Source organism: Nonomuraea sp. NPDC048826 (genome assembly GCF_043198225.1).
In the GTDB taxonomy this organism is placed as follows: Bacteria; Actinomycetota; Actinomycetes; order Streptosporangiales; family Streptosporangiaceae; genus Nonomuraea.
This window is the reverse complement of sequence record NZ_JBICUQ010000012.1, coordinates 143,317-158,902: the sequence shown is the minus strand read 5'-3', so window position 1 is coordinate 158,902 and position 15,586 is coordinate 143,317. Positions and strand designations below refer to the sequence as shown.

Sequence of the window (15,586 nt, the reverse complement as noted above, 5' to 3'; positions counted from 1 at the left end):
CGCGCAAGCTGATCATTTAAGCGTATATATCGCCCAAAAGATATTAAATGCCCAAAAAGTCTTGACTTTGGGCGGCCGGTAGCACTTTATGGAACACAACATGGCCGTAACGCGGGGATTTCGGCCAAGTGCTTGACGTTACGCTCCGGTGAACTGAGGGTCGGCATGATCTTGAGTCACAAAGTCCTCCCCCCGGGACTGCCTCGCGGCACCATCGCGCGGGACCGCCTCGACGAGCACTTCGCCTCCCTCCTCGAGGTCTACGAGACCATCGTGATCTTCGCGGCGGCCGGGTCCGGCAAGACCGTACAGACCCGGATGTTCGCCGCGCGGTTCGGCTGGCCGCTCGCCTGGCTGACGCTCGACGCCGGCGACCGCAGCCCGTCCCGGCTGATGACCTATCTGGCCAAGGCCCTGGCCGAGGTGAACCCCGAGGCCCCTCACACGGTGGAGACCGCGCTGGAGGAGGGCTTCCCCGCGGACGAGGTCGCGGCGATGCTCGCCGAGAGCATCCACGACTCGTCCCTGCTGCTCGTCCTCGACGACTGCGAATGGCTGGTGACGGCGGACGAGGCGCTCAACGCGCTCGGCGTCTTCCTGGACTACCTGCCGGCGAACGTGCGCACGATCATCCACAGCCGCGAGGACCTGGGCGGCCCGATCGGCCGCATGATGCTGCAGGGCCGGATCGCCCGGGTGAGCGGCGAGGACCTGGCGCTGAGCATGGACGAGGCGCGCACCCTGCTCGCCGCGCACGGCCAGGGCGACCGGGACCCGGCGCCGCTGATGGAGGCCACGAAGGGCTGGATCGCCGCCGTGGCCTTCGACATCGTCCCCGGGCTGCAACCGGGCAACGGGCCTGACGCGCTGGCCGGGTTCGTCTCCCGGGAGATCCTCTCCCGGCTCCCTGCGGAGGAGCAGGAGTTCCTGCTGCGCACGTCGATCCCGGCCGGCGTCACCGCCAGGGCCGCCGTCGCGCTCTGCGGCGAGAAGGGCTACCGGCTGTGGCAGTCGCTGGGCTCGCGGCACCTGCCGGCGACCAAGGTCGACCGGGCGCTCGTCTACCACCCCCGGTTCCGGCAGCACCTGCGCGAGGAGCTGCAGGCCCGCCTGCCCGGCGAACTGCCCGAGCTGCAGAGCCGGTACGCGAGCCTGCTCCAGCAGGCCGGCATGCACGAGGACGCCGTCGAGACCTACCTGGAGGCGGGTGAGCTGGACAAGGCCGCGGACGTGGCCGAGCGGGCCGTGACCGCGCTGGCCGCGCGCGCCGACTGGAAGGTGCTGCTGCGCTGGCTGGAGGCGTTCGGCGCGGTGGAGGTGGAGTCCCGTCCCGTCCTGCTCGGCGCCGCCCTGCGCGCACTGTACGGGGTGCGGCGGATCCCCGAGGCCCAGGCGCTCATCCAGCGGCTGCACCAGGAGGGCACGCTCAGCGACGTCGCCAAGGCCGACCCCGGCGCGGTGGCGTTCGTCGGGTACGCCATGCAGTGGCGTCCGGCCGAGGCCCTGGAGCTGGTCCGCGGCTACGAGGGCGACTTCCGGGCCGAGGCGGTCCGCTACGAGCTGGAGGCCGTGGCGGGCCGCGAGCCGGTGGCGCCGCCGCCCGGCCGCGACTGGGTGGACAGCGAACGCGTCTACTCCTGGGGGCTGCTCGTGCAGGGGCGGCTCGACCAGCTCCTGCGGATGCTCCCCGACGAGGGGGACTGGCCGCCGCGCTCCTTCTTCCGCACCCCGCACCCGCTGCTGGCCCTGGTGTGGCGGGGCGAGCTGGCACTCGCCCGCGAACTGCTGGACGAGGTGCCCGAGGCGATCAAGTTCGGCGCCCACACCGACCTGTGGTTCTTCCACGAGGCGTGGCTGCTCTGGGCCGAGGGCCGGCTGGAGGACGCCCTGGCGGCCGCCGAGTCCGCGGTCGACCACAGCCGCAGGACCCTGTTCGGCTGGGAGCCCTGCTTCGAGGTCGTGGTCGGCGTCCTGCAACTCGCGCTCGGCCGGGTGGACGACGCCCGCATGACCCTCGCCGACGCGATCAGCCGCTCGGCCGCCAGCGGCAACCGCTGCTACGCCGAGTGGGGCCAGACCTTCCAGGGGCTCGCCTACCTGAGGATCGACCGCACGGAGGACGCCGCCCGGGTGCTGCGCACGGCCACCGAGGCGATGCGGGCGGCCGGGCGCACGCTCATGCTGCCGTTCGCCGCGGTGTACCTGGCCGAGGCCGAGGCCCGGCTGGGGAACGCCGAGGCGGCCTCGGCCGCCGTCGAGCTCGCCTACGCGAGCGCGAACGCGATCGGCTGCCTCTTCGTGCTGAAGAACGCGCTGAACGACGTGCCGGGGGTGCTGCGCCGCCAGATCGAGAACGACTCCGGCGGCACCCGCTGGCGTCAGCTCGTCGGGCAGCAGCCGCCGGAGGCGCGCAAGCGGCAGCCGGCCGTCCCCTCCGAGCGGGTGATCGTGGTCGACGTGCAGACGCACGGCCCGGTGGTCGACCTCATGGTGGACGGCGTGCCCCGCTGCTCGCGCCGGACCAAGGTGCTGGAGCTGGCCGCCTACCTCGCGCTGCACCCCGAGGGCGTGGAACGGCACCGGCTGCAGGAGCGCCTGTTCCCCGACGCGGACCCGCGCCGCGGCGGCAACTACTTCCGCCAGGTGGTGCACAAGCTGCGCCAGGCGACGGGGGTGAACCTGTCCAGGACCTCGCACGGTCACGTGCGCTGGGCGGACGGGCTGTACGTGGACAGCACCGACCTGCGCTTCGAGCGGATGATCGGCGAGGCGTACCGGCTGCAGGGCGAGGAACGGCTGAACTGCATCGAGGCCACGCTGGAGACGGTCGAGGGACCATACCTTCCGGAGAGCGAGCTGGAGTGGGCCGAGGAGCGGCGGCACGAGCTCGAGGTGATGATCGTGAACGCGGCGGTGGACGCGGCCGAAGTGGCGATGTCCCTGGGCCTGTTGGAACGCGCCAGGCAGGCGGCCACGTTCGCGATCAACCGGGACCCGTTCTGCGAGTCCGCCTACTGCGTGCGGATGCGGGTGGAGGGCGCGCTGGGCTCACCGCACGCGGTCCTGGCCGAGTTCCAGCGGCTCACCACCGCCCTGGCCGAGCTCGGCGTCGAGCCGACCCCGGCGACCCGGCAGCTCGTCCGCGAACTGCGCGGGACCTGATCGCCGGCCTCTCGACGGGCCCTCGGCGGCTCCTCGTCGGGCCCTCGACAGGCGGAAACGGTGCGGCGGCGGCCCTTCCGGCCGCCGCCGCACCGTCATGCGTCAGGACTTGACGAGGCGGGGGATGTCGAGACCGAACAGGTCGATCGCGTTGTCGTGGGTGATCGCGGACACGACGTCGTCGTCGACGTCCTGGAAGTCGTGGGCGACCTGCTCCTGGGCGAACGGGAAGTTGCCCTCGGTGTGCGGGTAGTCGCCGGCCCACATCAGGCGCTTCTCGTCGAGCATGGGCAGCGTGAGGATGCCGGGGCGGTCGTCCTCGAAGGTGGCCCAGAAGTTGCGGTTGAAGTACTCGCTGGGCTTCATCGACAGCTCGGGGACGGTCCAGCGGTGGTGGTCGGTGAACATGTGGTCCATCGTGTTGAGCTGGAAGGCGATCCAGCCGATGCCGCCCTCCACGAGGATGAACCGCAGGTTCGGGTGCCGCTCGGGCACGGCGCCGTAGACGAGCTGCATGAACACCCAGCCGAGGCTGATCTTGTTGCCGATGGCGGTGGTCCAGAACACGCCGGGCGTGGTCTTGTCGTTGAAGATGGCGACCTGGCCGGCGGCCTGGTGGAACCCGACGGGCAGCCCGATCTCCTCCAGCACGGCCCACAGCGGCTCCCAGTGGGCGTCGCCCCAGGCCATGCCGGGGACCGCCTGGGGGAGCAGGAAGGTCTTGGCGCCGCGGGCGGCCCACCGCTTCGCCTCCTCGATCGCGGGCTCGACCGGGCCCTGGCCGACCGGGAGCGCCACGGCGCCGATCAGCCGATTGGGGTCGTGCGCGCAGAACTCCTCGAAGAGCCAGTCGTTGTAGGCGCGGACGCAGGCGACCTTGAGGTCGAACTCGGGGATGCTGTGCACGATCAGCCAGCCGGGGTAGACGATCTCGGCCTGGACGCCCTGGCTGTCCTGGTCCTCCAGGCGCGCGATCGGGTCGTAGGCGCCCGGCCGCTGGTCCTCGAAGCGGTAGCCGGTGGGCTTGGTGATGACGCCGTTGATCTTGGTGTTGATCATCGCGCCCTCGGTGCCGACCGGCTTCGGCGACATCCCCGTGTTCGGCACGATGAAGAAGTCGCCCTGCTCGGTGGACTTCACCTGCGGGGCCTGGTGCAGGAAGCGTTTCGGCAGCCGCTTGAGCCACAGGTCCTTCGGCTCCACGACGTGGGAGTCGACCGAGATCAGCGGACGGGAGTTACCGGTAGACATCGTGAGCTCTCTCTCCAGGTGGTGGGCGGTCGTCGGAGCTGTTCCGGCTGGTGGGGGCACGTTAGGCCGCGCCCCGTTAAGGCGGTCGTTATCGGGGGGTCGCGCCGAGCCGGTCGGCCAGCCATCGGTTGATCTCGGGTACGGCGATCGACAGGTTGTCCATCTGGCAGTGCTGCGCGCCGCCCTCCTCGGCGGTGAAGATCCGCAGCGTCTTGTCCGGCGAGCCGCACGCCTCGAAGAGCAGGTGGGCGTCGGACACCGGCACCTGCTGGTCGTCCTCGCCGTGCACGAGCAGGAACGCGCCCCGCATCCGGGGCACGACGTCGGCCAGCCGGAAGCCCTCCAGGACCTTCAGCGCCTCCTGCGCGGACGCGGTCCCGGTGGACCACATCAGGTGCGCGCCGGGCACCGGGAGCTGCTTGGCGAAGGCGGACTCGATGCGCTCGCGCCACACGCGGTGGTAGTCCCAGATCGCGCCCCAGGCGGCGCAGGCCTTGAACCGCGGGTCCATGCTGGCGCTGCGGGAGGAGTAGTAGCCGCCGAGGCTGAGCGCGAGCACGCCGATCCGGTCCGGGTCCACGTCGTCGCGCCCCTGCAGCCAGTCGACGGCGGCGCTGCCGGCGACCTCGTAGTCGTGGCGCAGCGAGATGCCGCGGAACCGCACGGCCTCGCCGACGCCGGGGCTGTCCAGCGACAGCACCGAGACGCCGCGGGCGAGCAGGTCCTCGACGCCGAGGAACCAGTTGTGCTCCTTGTTGCCGTCGAAGCCGCTCATGAACAGCACGGCGGGGGCGCGCTCGCCGGGCGAGCGCGCGGCGGAGACGAAGAAGCCGGGCAGCGCGGTGTCCTCGTACGGGACGTCCACGTACTCGACCCGGTACCGGTCGTCGAGTTCGGCGGCCCGCCGGAAGCAGTCCACCATCGCGCGGTAGGCGTCGAGCGCCGCCTCGTCCTTGGGGAAGCGGAAGCGTTCGGCGGCGAAGTAGTAGCTCGTCGCGCGCCGGTAGTGGGCCAGCGCGGCGCGGCGGTCGCCGAGCGTCTCCGCCTCCTCGGCGAGCGCCCGGACCTGGTCTCCCATGGCGCGCCACTCGGCGAACCACCGCTCGTCGTCGCCCACGTGCCCGGCGAGCCGGCGGCACACCCGGTCGACCTCGCCGACCTCGGCCCCGCCTGCCGGGATCACGGCGAGCACGAGCATGACGTTGTACGACCAGCGGTAGTCCTCGGGGAACTGCGCGTACCAGTCGGCCTTGCGGATCGCGGCTACCACGTGTCCTCCATGTCGGATGATCGAAGTCAGAACAGCCGGTAGGCGCTGCGGTAGAACAGCAGCGGCGCGGCCTCGGTGTCGGCGTCGAGATCGAGCACCCGGCCGAGCACCACCGTGTGGTCGCCGGCCTCGTACGTCTCGACGATCTTGCATTCGACGTGCGCGTGCACGTCGCGCAGCACGGGCGCGCCGGTGATGCCGGGCGTGTGCGTCACGCCCGCGAACCGGTCGCCCTTGCGGGCGAACGCGCGCGCCAGCTCCTCCTGGCCGGCCGCGAGCACGTTCGCGCAGAAGTGCCCGGCGGCGCGGATCGCCGGCCACGTGGACGAGGTGTGCGCGGCGCAGAACAGCACCAGCGGCGGCTCCAGCGACACCGACACGAACGAGTTGACGGCCATGCCCACGGGCGGCCGGCCGGGCTCGGCGGCGGTGATCACGGCGACGCCGGTCGCGAAGCAGGCCATCACGCCACGCAGGTCGTCGCGGGCGATCGCCGGGAGCGTGTTCACAGTCCCACCCCGTCCGCGTACCGGGCGCGATGCCCGTCGGGGTGGCCGAACAGCAGCGCCGACGACATCGCCCGCTTGAGGTACAGGTGCGCCGGATGCTCCCAGGTGAACCCGATGCCGCCGTGGACGTGGACGTTCTCCGTGGCCACCATCGTGTAGGCCTCCGAGCAGTACGCCTTGGCCAGGCTGGCGATCACCGGCAGCTCCGGCAGCTCATCCCCGGCGGCGTACAGCGCGTAGTGCGCCGCCGACCGGGCCGTCTCGACCGCCATGAGCATGTCGGCGCACTTGTGCTTGACCGCCTGGAACGACCCGATCAGCCGCCCGAACTGGGTGCGCACCTTCGCGTACTCGACCGCCATCTCCAGGCAGCGCTGGGCCCCGCCGACCTGCTCGGCGGCGAGACCGGCGGCGGCCAGGTCCAGCACCCGCTCCAGCACCGGCTCCGCGCCGCCCTCGGCGCCGATCAGCCTGGCCGGGCTCCGGCCGAACTCCACCACCGCCTGCTTGCGGGTCTGGTCCATGACCGGCAGCGGCGTCCGGGTCACCCCGGTGGCCTCCCCATACACCGCGAACAGCGACAGGCCCGCGTCGGTCCTGGCGAAGACCAGCAGCAGGTCGGCCACGTGCCCGTCGAGGACGAACGACTTGACGCCGGTCAGCCGCCAGATGCCGTCCTCCTTGACGGCCCGCGCCTCGACGTCCTCGCCGCGCCACGACCCGGAGCGCTCGGTGAGCGCCACCGTGGCGATCGTCCCGCCGGCCGCGATCCCCGGCAGGAAGTCGTCCTGCGCCTGCTCGTCACCGCAGTGCAGCAGGGCGTTGGCGGCGAGCACCACGGTGGAGAAGAACGGCCCGCCCATCACCGCGCGGCCCATCTCCTCCAGCACCACGCCGAGTTCGAGGAAGGACGCGCCCGAGCCGCCGAAGCGCTCGGGCAGGGCGAGCCCCTGCAGGCCCAGTTGTTCGGCCATCTGCCGCCACACCTGCGGGTCGTGGCCCCGCTCGTCCTCCATGAGGCGGCGTACCCGGCTTTCCGGCGAGACGCGCTCAACGAACGACCGCACGCTCTCCCGGAAGTCCTCGTGCTCCTCGGCGAGGCCGGTGAACGACGCGGTCGCGTCGGCTAGTTGTTGAAGTCCGCTCATGTCCCAGGACGGTAAAAGCCGCGTGTGCACCGGGCATGAGCGGCGGAAGCCGTAACGCCCGCAGTAACTCCTCACGCGCAAGAGTGCGGCTGGTGCCGACGCCGGTGCGTGCCCGCCGTAAGAAGGAGGAAACTGCCGTGGATCTCAGCTTCGATGGTCGTGTAGCCGTAGTCACGGGGGCGGGTGGGGGCCTCGGCCGGGCCCACGCTCTCGAACTCGGCCGCCGCGGCGCGAAGGTGGTCGTCAACGACATGGGCACGTCCCTGTCCGGTGACGGGGTGGAACAGGACCGCGCCGCTGTCGTGGTCAAGGAGATCGAGGCGCTCGGCGGCGTCGCGGTGCCCGACACGAACTCGGTCGCCACCGTGGCCGGCGGCCAGGCCGTGATCGAGACGGCGGTGTCCGCGTTCGGCAGGGTGGACATCGTCGTGAACAACGCGGGCATCCTGCGTGACAAGACCTTCCACAACACCAGCCCGGACGACGTCGACCCGGTGCTCGACGTGCACCTGAAGGGCGCGTTCAACGTCACCCGCCCGGCCTGGGCGCACTTCAGGGAGCAGGGGTTCGGGCGGGTCGTGGTGACCTCGTCGTCGGCCGGGTTCTTCGGCAACTTCGGCCAGTCGTCGTACGCCGCGGCCAAGCTCGCCCTGGTCGGCCTGATCAAGGTGCTCGCCATCGAGGGCCGCAAGTACGACATCAAGGCCAACGCGATCGGCCCGGTGGCGCAGACCCGCATGACCGAGGGCTTCGACAACCCGCTCGCCGACCACCTGGACCCCGCGCTGGTCTCGGCGGTGGTCGCGTACCTGTGCCACGACTCCTGCGAGCCGTCCGGCGAGATCCTCAGCGCGGGCGGCGGCCGCGTGGCGCGCGTGTTCATCGGCGTCACCCGCGGCTACCTGAACGGCGACCTGACCGCGGAGGACGTCCGCGACCACCTCACCGAGATCTTCGACGACGCCGGTTACCAGGTGCCGGAGAACAGCATGGCCGAGATGACCCTGCTCGCGGACCTGCTGGGGAAGTGAGATGACCGCGCAGCGCACCCGCCCCGCCTCCCTCACCGGCCGGCGCCTGTCGAGGATCCAGATCGGGGAGTGGATCGACATGGCGGCCAAGCGCTCCCCGGACGGGGACTGCTTCGTCACCGCGTCGGGTTCCCGCACCTTCGCCGAGGTGCGCGACCGGGTGAACCGGCTCGCCCGCGGCCTGCAGGAGATGGGCCTGGCCCAGGGGGACCGGGTCGCCATCCTCGACACCGACTCGCCGGAGTACGTCGAGACCTTCCTCGCCCTGTTCAAGCTCGGCGCGGTCGCGGTCCCGCTCAACTTCCGCCTGTCACCCGCCGAGATCACGACGCTGCTGCGGAGCGCCGAGGCGTCCTGGGCGTTCGTCGGCGACCGGTACGCGGCGGGCGTCCTCGCGGCGCGCGGCGAGCTGGAGCACCTGGAGCACGTCGTCGGCTTCGGCGCGGCCGAGGGCACCGTGCCCCTGGACGAGGTGCTCCGCAGGGGCGCCGCCGGCCCGCCGCGTGAGGCGGTCGTCGAGGACGAGGACGTCATCGCGCTCGCCTACACCAGCGGCACCACGGGCCTGCCCAAGGGCGTCATGCAGTCGCACCGCATGTGGAAGTCGATGGTCTCCAACGCCATCCTGGAGTACCGCTTCCTGCGGGACGAGTTCCGCTACTCGGCCTCCCCGCTCTACCACGTCGCGGGCCTCAGCCTGGTGCTCAACGCGATCTGCCGCGGCTCGGCCTCCCTGATCGTCCCCCAGTGGGACCCGGCCGAACTGCTGCGGTGGTGCCGCAAGGGCCTCACCGACGTCTTCCTCGTCCCCACGATGATCAGCGCCCTGCTGCGCGAGCCGGACGTGACGCCGGAGGACTTCGCCACGCTGCGCTCGGTCTTCTACGGGGCCGCGCCGATGTCGCCCGACCTGCTCACCCAGGCCATGGAGGTGATGCGGTGCGACTTCTACAACGGGTTCGGCGCCGGCACCGAGGCGGGCATGCAGACCGTGCTCACCCCCGAGGACCACGTGCGCGCGCTCAACGGCCGGCCGCACCTGCTCAGGTCGGTCGGCCGGCCCGGGTTCAACATCGACCTGCAGATCTGGGACGCGGCCGGCAACGAGGTCCCGGTGGGCCAGGTGGGCGAGATCGTCAGCCGCAGCGACATGGTCATGAGCGGCTACCACGGCCAGCCGGAGCGGACCGCGCAGGTCGTCTCGGACGGCTGGTTCAAGGGCGGCGACCTCGGCTACCTCGACGACCACGGCTACCTGTACCTCGCCGGCCGCAAGGACGACATGATCATCCGGGGTGGCGAGAACGTCTACCCGCTGGAGATCGAGACCACCCTGTTCTCCTACCCCGGGGTCGTGGAGTGCGCCGTCGTCGGCATCCCCGACCCGCACTGGGGCGAGACCGTGCGCGCCCACGTCGTGCTCGCCCCGGGGACCGAGGCCACGCCTGAAGAGCTGCGCGAGTTCTGCCGCGCGCGCCTGGCCAAGTACAAGGTCCCCGACCACGTCCGCATCCACACCGAGACCCTGCCCAAGAACGCCAGTGGCAAGGTGCTCCACCGCCTGCTTCGGGAGCAATCGTGAGCGACCAGCGCCGGACCCCGGACGAGACCGCGTTCCAGGACGCCGTCCGGGCCTTCCTCGACACCCACGCCAAGCCCCTGCAGGAGTGGGAGGGGGGCTGGGGCAACGGCCCCGACGAGCTGAGCGCGGGCGCCGAGCCGACCCGCGAGGAGGAGCTGAACATGGTCGCGGCCGCGGTGGCCTTCCGCCGCGAGCTGTTCGACGCGGGGTTCGGCTGGCTCACCGGGCCCACCGCGTACGGGGGAGCCGGCCGGGACCAGCGTTACCAGGAGCTGTTCGACGAGGTCGCGGCCGACTACGAGCTGCCGTCCGAGGCGTGCTTCATCGTCGGCCACCACATCGTCGCGCCGACGCTGCTCGCCTGGGGCACGCCGGAGGTGAAGGAGAAGTATCTGCGCGCGCTGTATCGCGCCGACCTCCTGGCCTGTCAGCTGTTCTCCGAGCCCGAGGCCGGGTCCGACCTCGCCGGCGTGAAGAGCAGGGGAGTCCGCGACGGCGACGGCTGGCGGGTCTCCGGGCAGAAGGTGTGGACCTCCGGCGGGCACTACAGCGACATCGGCGAGATGCTCGTCCGCACCGACCCGGACGCGCCCAAGCACGCCGGGCTCACCATGCTGATGATCGACATGCACGACCCGGGGGTCGAGGTCCGCCCGCTGCGCCAGCTCACCGGCGGTGAGGCGTTCAACGAGGTGTTCGTCGACGACGTCTTCGTGCCCGACAGCCACGTGCTGGGCAAGCCGGGCGACGGCTGGAAGGTGGCGATGACCACGCTCGGCAACGAGCGGGCGTCGATGGGCTTCCGCACCGCCTCACCCGCCACCGACCCGGTCGAGCGGCTGCTCGGCCTCATCCAGCACTTCGGCCTCGGCGGAGACCCGCACATCCGCCAGGAGTTCGCCCGGATCGCGATCCGCCGGGACGTGATCCGGTGGACCGCCGCCCGCGCCGCAGGCAGCGGCGAGCCCGGGGCCGAGGCCTCGATCATCAAGCTGCTGGACTCGGAGAACGTGCGCGCCATCGGCGAGCTCGCCGGCCGCGTGCTCGGCCCCCGCATGACGGCCGACACCGGCGAGTGGGGCACCTACGTCTGGACCGAGCTCGCCCTCAGCGCGCCGTCCCGGCGCATCGCCGGCGGCACCGACGAGATCATGCGCAACATCATGGCCGAGCGCATCCTGGGCCTGCCCCGCGAACCACGGCCCGCCTCCTGACCCCTTGACCTCACCGGCCCGCCGCCCGCCGGCGGCGCCGCATCCCATCGCGCACCCGAGGAGACAACACATCCATGGCTGACCGTACGCCAGTGATCGCCGGCATCGGCCTGAGCGATTACCCCAAGGCGCCGCACCTCGACGCGGTCGGGCACCACGTGCTCGCCACCCAGCGGGCGCTCGCCGACAGCGGCCTGAAGAAGAGCGAGATCGACGGGTTCATGTGCGCCCAGGGCGACTTCGCCCAGCCGGACAACGCCGGCACCATGGCGGAGATCCTGGGCATCAACCCCCGTTACTTCGACGGCACCGCCGTCGGCGGCTCCAGCTTCGAGCTGCATGTCCAGCACGCCAAGGCGGCGATCGAAGCGGGCCTGTGCGAGACCGTGCTCATCGTCTACGGCTCGGACCTGTACACCAAGTCGGGCACCAACCCCGGCTTCGGCGCCAAGAAGCCGGGCGAGCAGGTCGCGGGCGTGCTGCAGTACGAGGCGCCGTGGGGCAACACCCTGATCGGCGCCTACGCGATGGCCGCGCAGCGGCACATGCACGAGTACGGGACCACCTCCGAGCAGCTCGCCGCCATCGCCGTCGCCTGCCGCACGCACGCCGGGCTCAACCCCAACGCCCAGTACCGCAAGCCGCTGACGGTCGAGGACGTCGTCAACTCCCGCATGATCGCCGACCCGCTGCACCTGTTCGACTGCTGCGTCGTCTCCGACGGCGGCGGCGCGGTGATCGTCACCACCGCCGAGCGCGCCCGTGACCTGCGGCAGCCCCCGGTGCACATCCTCGGCGCGGCGTCGGCCCAGACCCACTGGAACATCAGCCAGATGCCCGACTTCACCCGCACCGCGGCCGAGCGCAGCGGCAAGGAGGCGTTCGCGCAGGCCGGTCTCACCCCCGACGACGTCGACACCGTACAGCTCTACGACAGCTTCACCATCACCGCGCTGCTCATGCTCGAAGACCTGGGCTTCTGCAAGAAGGGCGAGGGCGGCCCGTTCGCCGCCTCCGGCGCGCTCCAGCTCGGCGGCAGCCTCCCGATGAACACCGACGGCGGCGCGCTCAGCTCCTGCCACCCCGGCATGCGCGGCATCTTCCTGCTCATCGAGGCCACCAGGCAGCTCCGCGGCCAGGCCGGCGACGCCCAGGTGGCGGGCGCCGAGGTCGCGCTCGCGTGCGGCTCGGGCGGCTGGCTCTCGGCGATGGGCACCGTGATCCTCGGAAAGGACAAGGCATGACCGACGTGACCACCCCCCCGACGGAGGGCCGCCCGGTCCCGCTGCTCGACGCGGCCGGCCGCGCGTACTGGGAGGCGACCCTCCGCGGCGAGCTGCTCGTCCAGGAATGCCCGGGCTGCGGCCACCGCCAGTTCTACCCCCGCCAGATCTGCGTCGAGTGCGGTGACACGCCCGGCTGGCTCACCACGGAGGGCCGGGGCACCGTGCACACCTTCTCGGTGGTACGCCAGCAGGGGGCGTACCCGTTCAACCAGTGGACCCCGTACGCGGTCGCCGTCGTCGAGCTCGACGAGGGGCCCCGCATCATGGGCAACGTGATCGGCTGTGACGTCGACGAGGTCCGCGTCGGCATGCGGGTCGAGGTCGAGTTCGTCCCGCTGAACGAGGAGGCGTCGCTGCCGTTCTGGCGGCCGGCGGCCGGCTGAACCGTTCGCCTGCACGCGGAAGCCGGGAGGGGATTCCCCTCCCGGCTTCCGCGTGTTAGGTCTCAGGCGAGCGCGGGCACCGGCGGCTCCGGCAGCACCGGCATGCGCACGGAGAGCCACTCGGCGATCAGGTCGAGCGCGGGACCGGGGTCGTCCGACTGGATGTGCTCCGCGCCCCCGTCGTCGGCGGAGAAGACGTGCAGCCGCTTGTCGGCGGAACCCGCGGCCTCGAAGGCGCGTCGCGCGTCCGCGACCGGGATCTCCCGGTCGTCCTCCCCGTGCACGATCAGCAGCGGCTGCGTCACCCGCGGCCAGACGTCGGCCAGCGTCCACAGCTCCAGCCGCTCCAGCGCCCGCTCGATCGTGTCGGTGCCCGTCACCCACGGCAGGAACCACGACGTCGGCTCGCCGGCCCCGCCCTCGTTCCAGCGCCGCCGCCACAGCGCTCCGCAGTCCCAGCTGCCCGCCCACGAGACGCAGGCGGAGACCCGCGGCTCGAACGCGGCCGAGCGGGCGGCGTAGTAGCCGCCGAAGCTGACGCCGAGCACGGCGACGTGCCGGGCGTCCACGTCGTGCCGGGCCTGCAGGTGGTCGATGATGGACGCGGTGGGCACCTCGTAGTCGGGGCGTGACGGCACCCCGCGCAGCCGGATCAGCTCCCCGGTGCCCGGGGTGTCGATGACCAGGCAGGTGATGCCGCGGCGGGCGAAGGCCGTGCCCAGCGTGGCGTAGAGCAGCTCCTTGGTCAGGTCGAGCCCGCCGTACACGACGACCACCGGCCGCGGCGACGCCGCCTCCGGCGCGATCAGGTATCCGGGCAGCGTCCCGTCCGGGGAGTCGACGTGCACCCGCGTCAGCGGCAACGCCCCGCAGTCCAGGGCGTTGCCGAAGGCCTGCAACGACGCGGCGTAGCTCTCCGACTTCGTCGGCCCCGGCGGGATCAGCCGCTGCCCGGTCGCGTGGTACACCGACGCGCGCAGATACCGCCGGGCGGCCGTCGTCAGGTAGCCCGCGCCGACGTCGCCGGCGGCGAGCGCCTCCTGCTGGTGCGCCATGCCCGCCCAGGCGGCGGCCCAGGCGTCCAGGCCCGCCTCCGGCGCGTCCCGGAGCGGCCCGAGCCAGCGCTGGACGTCGGCGAGCGAACCCCCGGCCATCAGCGCCAGGTTCACGCTCGACGACCGGGCATGGTCGCCAGGGAAGAACTCGAACACGGCGACTCCTCACGGAACATATGACGGCACGTGGCCGCGCCGCGCGGTTTCTGTCTCATCTACAGCTTGTAGAGTACAAGCGGTTGTATTACCGATGGCGTTACTCGGCGCGCTGCCGCCGCAGCGCGGCAAGCACGCCGGACCGGCCGGCGGGTCAGCCGACGGCCCACTGCGCCCGCGGGCGCTCCTCGGGGCCGGACAACCCGCCGATCTCCGGGTAGACCTTCGTGGCCATCAGTTCCATCTCGCGGATCAGGTCGTCGGTCGGCTGCTGCGCCCAGTGCCAGATCAGCACGGAGTACTCGTACGGGACCTGCTCCCACTCGGCGGCGAACTGCGCCCGCGCCTGGTCGACGGTGCCGCCGAGGAACAGGCCGGAGTCCTTGATGGCCTGCACGACATCGCCGTTCACCGGCATCTTCTTCTTGAAGAACTTGGCGTAGAAGTTCTCGAACATGTCCGCGTCGTACTCACGGAGTGCCTGGTCGTACGCCGCCGCGGAGTCGGTGATGTGCGGCCACCGCACCGGCGCCTGGTTCGCGCCGAGCGGCACCGGGTGGCCCGACTTGGCGGCCTCGTCGACGTAGATCTTCGCGAACTCCTCGGTCTTCGACGCGGGGGAGAAGCTGGTGACCACGAAGCCGTTGCGCGCGCAGTACCGGATCGACTCCTCCGAGCTCGACGACGCCACGAACACCGGCGGGTGCGGCCGCTGGTACGGCGGCGGCGTGACCGAGATCTTCCGGATGACGCCGTGCTCGTCGACCTCGTCCACCGCGCCCATCAGCGACGCGGTGTCGGTGGCCGGATAGCCGGTGATGCCGGTGTCGTACGGGAACGGCACCTGGACCTTGGCGCCGTTGAAGTCGAAGGAGTCCTCGGTCCAGGCCTTGAGCATCAGCTCGACCTGCTCCTCGAAGATGACCCGGTTCTCCTTGTCGGCGGAGCCGCCGTCGGAGAGGGTCGCCGGGGTCCCCATGTGCTGGCCGAGCACGTCGGTCCAGCGGGACTGGTAGCCGCGGCTGACCCCGGCCCAGAACCGGCCCGCCAGCATGTGGTCGAGCATCGCGCACTCCTCGGCGACGCGGATCGCGTCATGGGTGCCGAGCACGTAGCCGTTGGTGCCGACGTTGATCCGGCTCGTGTGCGCCCCGAGCCACGCGTTCACCACGCCGGGCGACGGGGCCACCTCGTAGCCCTCGGAGTGGAAATGATGCTCGATCCCGGCGATACCCCAGTACCCCAGGTCCTCGGCGGCCTTGGCGATCTTCGCCCAGTCTCGCATCACCTTCTGGAACTCGTCCCGATCCCGCCCGAGCGGCCGCCGGGCGGCTCGCCCCGCGGCGCCGCCTTCGGCGGGTATGACCGGATAGAGCTGCACGATCGCCTTGACGCTCAAAATCTCGCTCCCTCAGCAGCTGGCTGACCGAATCCTTCGCCGCCATCCAACGGGCGCGTAGTTACCGGGCCGTTCCACGGCGTCGGTAATGAGGGAGTAACGGCCCCGGACATAGAACCTGCCGCACGGACAAACCCGGC

12 protein-coding genes are annotated in these 15,586 nt (G+C 71.5%); 6 read left to right on the top strand and 6 right to left on the bottom strand.

What is annotated here, in order from left to right:
* Window positions 1-171: 171 nt before the first annotated feature.
* Window positions 172-3,162: a BTAD domain-containing putative transcriptional regulator gene (locus ACGFI7_RS37150; protein WP_393413135.1), complete on the top strand. Its 2,991-nt coding sequence runs from the start codon at window positions 172-174 to the stop codon at window positions 3,160-3,162.
* Window positions 3,163-3,264: 102 nt separating this feature from the next.
* Here the strand turns inward: ACGFI7_RS37150 and ACGFI7_RS37145 are convergent, their stop codons facing one another.
* From ACGFI7_RS37145 to ACGFI7_RS37130, 4 genes are all read right to left on the bottom strand, one after another.
* Complete coding sequence (locus ACGFI7_RS37145; protein WP_393413133.1) at window positions 3,265-4,413, bottom strand: amidohydrolase family protein; 1,149 nt, start codon at window positions 4,411-4,413, stop codon at window positions 3,265-3,267.
* An 88-nt stretch (window positions 4,414-4,501) separates the two neighbouring features.
* Complete coding sequence (locus tag ACGFI7_RS37140) at window positions 4,502-5,683, bottom strand: alpha/beta hydrolase family protein (protein WP_393413131.1); 1,182 nt, start codon at window positions 5,681-5,683, stop codon at window positions 4,502-4,504.
* A 26-nt stretch (window positions 5,684-5,709) separates the two neighbouring features.
* Window positions 5,710-6,192 carry a flavin reductase family protein gene (locus ACGFI7_RS37135; protein WP_393413130.1) on the bottom strand — a complete coding sequence of 161 codons (483 nt, stop codon included), beginning with the start codon at window positions 6,190-6,192 and terminating at the stop codon, window positions 5,710-5,712.
* Window positions 6,189-7,340 carry an acyl-CoA dehydrogenase family protein gene (locus tag ACGFI7_RS37130; RefSeq protein ID WP_393413128.1) on the bottom strand — a complete coding sequence of 384 codons (1,152 nt, stop codon included), beginning with the start codon at window positions 7,338-7,340 and terminating at the stop codon, window positions 6,189-6,191. Before ACGFI7_RS37130 ends, ACGFI7_RS37135 begins: the two co-directional genes overlap by 4 nt.
* A 137-nt stretch (window positions 7,341-7,477) precedes the next feature.
* Here ACGFI7_RS37130 and ACGFI7_RS37125 point away from each other — a divergent pair, with 137 nt between their 5' ends.
* The 5 genes from ACGFI7_RS37125 (at window position 7,478) to ACGFI7_RS37105 (ending at window position 12,836) form a co-directional block, all read left to right on the top strand.
* On the top strand, window positions 7,478-8,371 hold the full coding sequence (locus ACGFI7_RS37125; protein ID WP_393413126.1) for an SDR family NAD(P)-dependent oxidoreductase: 894 nt from the start codon (window positions 7,478-7,480) through the stop codon (window positions 8,369-8,371).
* 1 nt (window position 8,372) lies between these two features.
* A complete protein-coding gene (locus ACGFI7_RS37120; protein WP_393413124.1) occupies window positions 8,373-9,953 on the top strand; it encodes a class I adenylate-forming enzyme family protein in 1,581 nt (526 codons plus the stop codon).
* Window positions 9,950-11,167: an acyl-CoA dehydrogenase family protein gene (locus tag ACGFI7_RS37115; RefSeq protein WP_393413122.1), complete on the top strand. Its 1,218-nt coding sequence runs from the start codon at window positions 9,950-9,952 to the stop codon at window positions 11,165-11,167. The genes ACGFI7_RS37120 and ACGFI7_RS37115 overlap by 4 nt, the downstream gene beginning before the upstream one ends.
* Before the next feature lie 74 nt (window positions 11,168-11,241).
* Window positions 11,242-12,411, top strand: a complete 1,170-nt coding sequence (locus ACGFI7_RS37110) for an acetyl-CoA acetyltransferase (protein WP_393413120.1) — start codon at window positions 11,242-11,244, stop codon at window positions 12,409-12,411.
* The gene (locus ACGFI7_RS37105) at window positions 12,408-12,836 is read left to right on the top strand and encodes a Zn-ribbon domain-containing OB-fold protein (RefSeq protein ID WP_393413118.1); all 429 of its coding nucleotides are present in this window, start codon (window positions 12,408-12,410) and stop codon (window positions 12,834-12,836) included. The genes ACGFI7_RS37110 and ACGFI7_RS37105 overlap by 4 nt, the downstream gene beginning before the upstream one ends.
* A 62-nt stretch (window positions 12,837-12,898) precedes the next feature.
* Here ACGFI7_RS37105 and ACGFI7_RS37100 read toward each other — a convergent pair whose 3' ends face one another.
* Window positions 12,899-14,047, bottom strand: coding sequence for an alpha/beta hydrolase family protein (locus ACGFI7_RS37100; RefSeq protein WP_393413116.1), 1,149 nt, complete (start codon window positions 14,045-14,047; stop codon window positions 12,899-12,901).
* Window positions 14,048-14,201: 154 nt separating this feature from the next.
* Complete coding sequence (locus tag ACGFI7_RS37095; protein ID WP_393413114.1) at window positions 14,202-15,446, bottom strand: LLM class flavin-dependent oxidoreductase; 1,245 nt, start codon at window positions 15,444-15,446, stop codon at window positions 14,202-14,204.
* Window positions 15,447-15,586: the final 140 nt, after the last annotated feature.

Coding starts and splice junctions, on each gene's coding strand:
- ACGFI7_RS37110 (WP_393413120.1), top strand. CDS start 11,242: ATGGCTGACCGTACGCCAGTGATCGCCGGCATCGGCCTGAGCGATTAC.
- ACGFI7_RS37120 (WP_393413124.1), top strand. CDS start 8,373: ATGACCGCGCAGCGCACCCGCCCCGCCTCCCTCACCGGCCGGCGCCTG.
- ACGFI7_RS37145 (WP_393413133.1), bottom strand. CDS start 4,413: ATGTCTACCGGTAACTCCCGTCCGCTGATCTCGGTCGACTCCCACGTC.
- ACGFI7_RS37130 (WP_393413128.1), bottom strand. CDS start 7,340: ATGAGCGGACTTCAACAACTAGCCGACGCGACCGCGTCGTTCACCGGC.
- ACGFI7_RS37105 (WP_393413118.1), top strand. CDS start 12,408: ATGACCGACGTGACCACCCCCCCGACGGAGGGCCGCCCGGTCCCGCTG.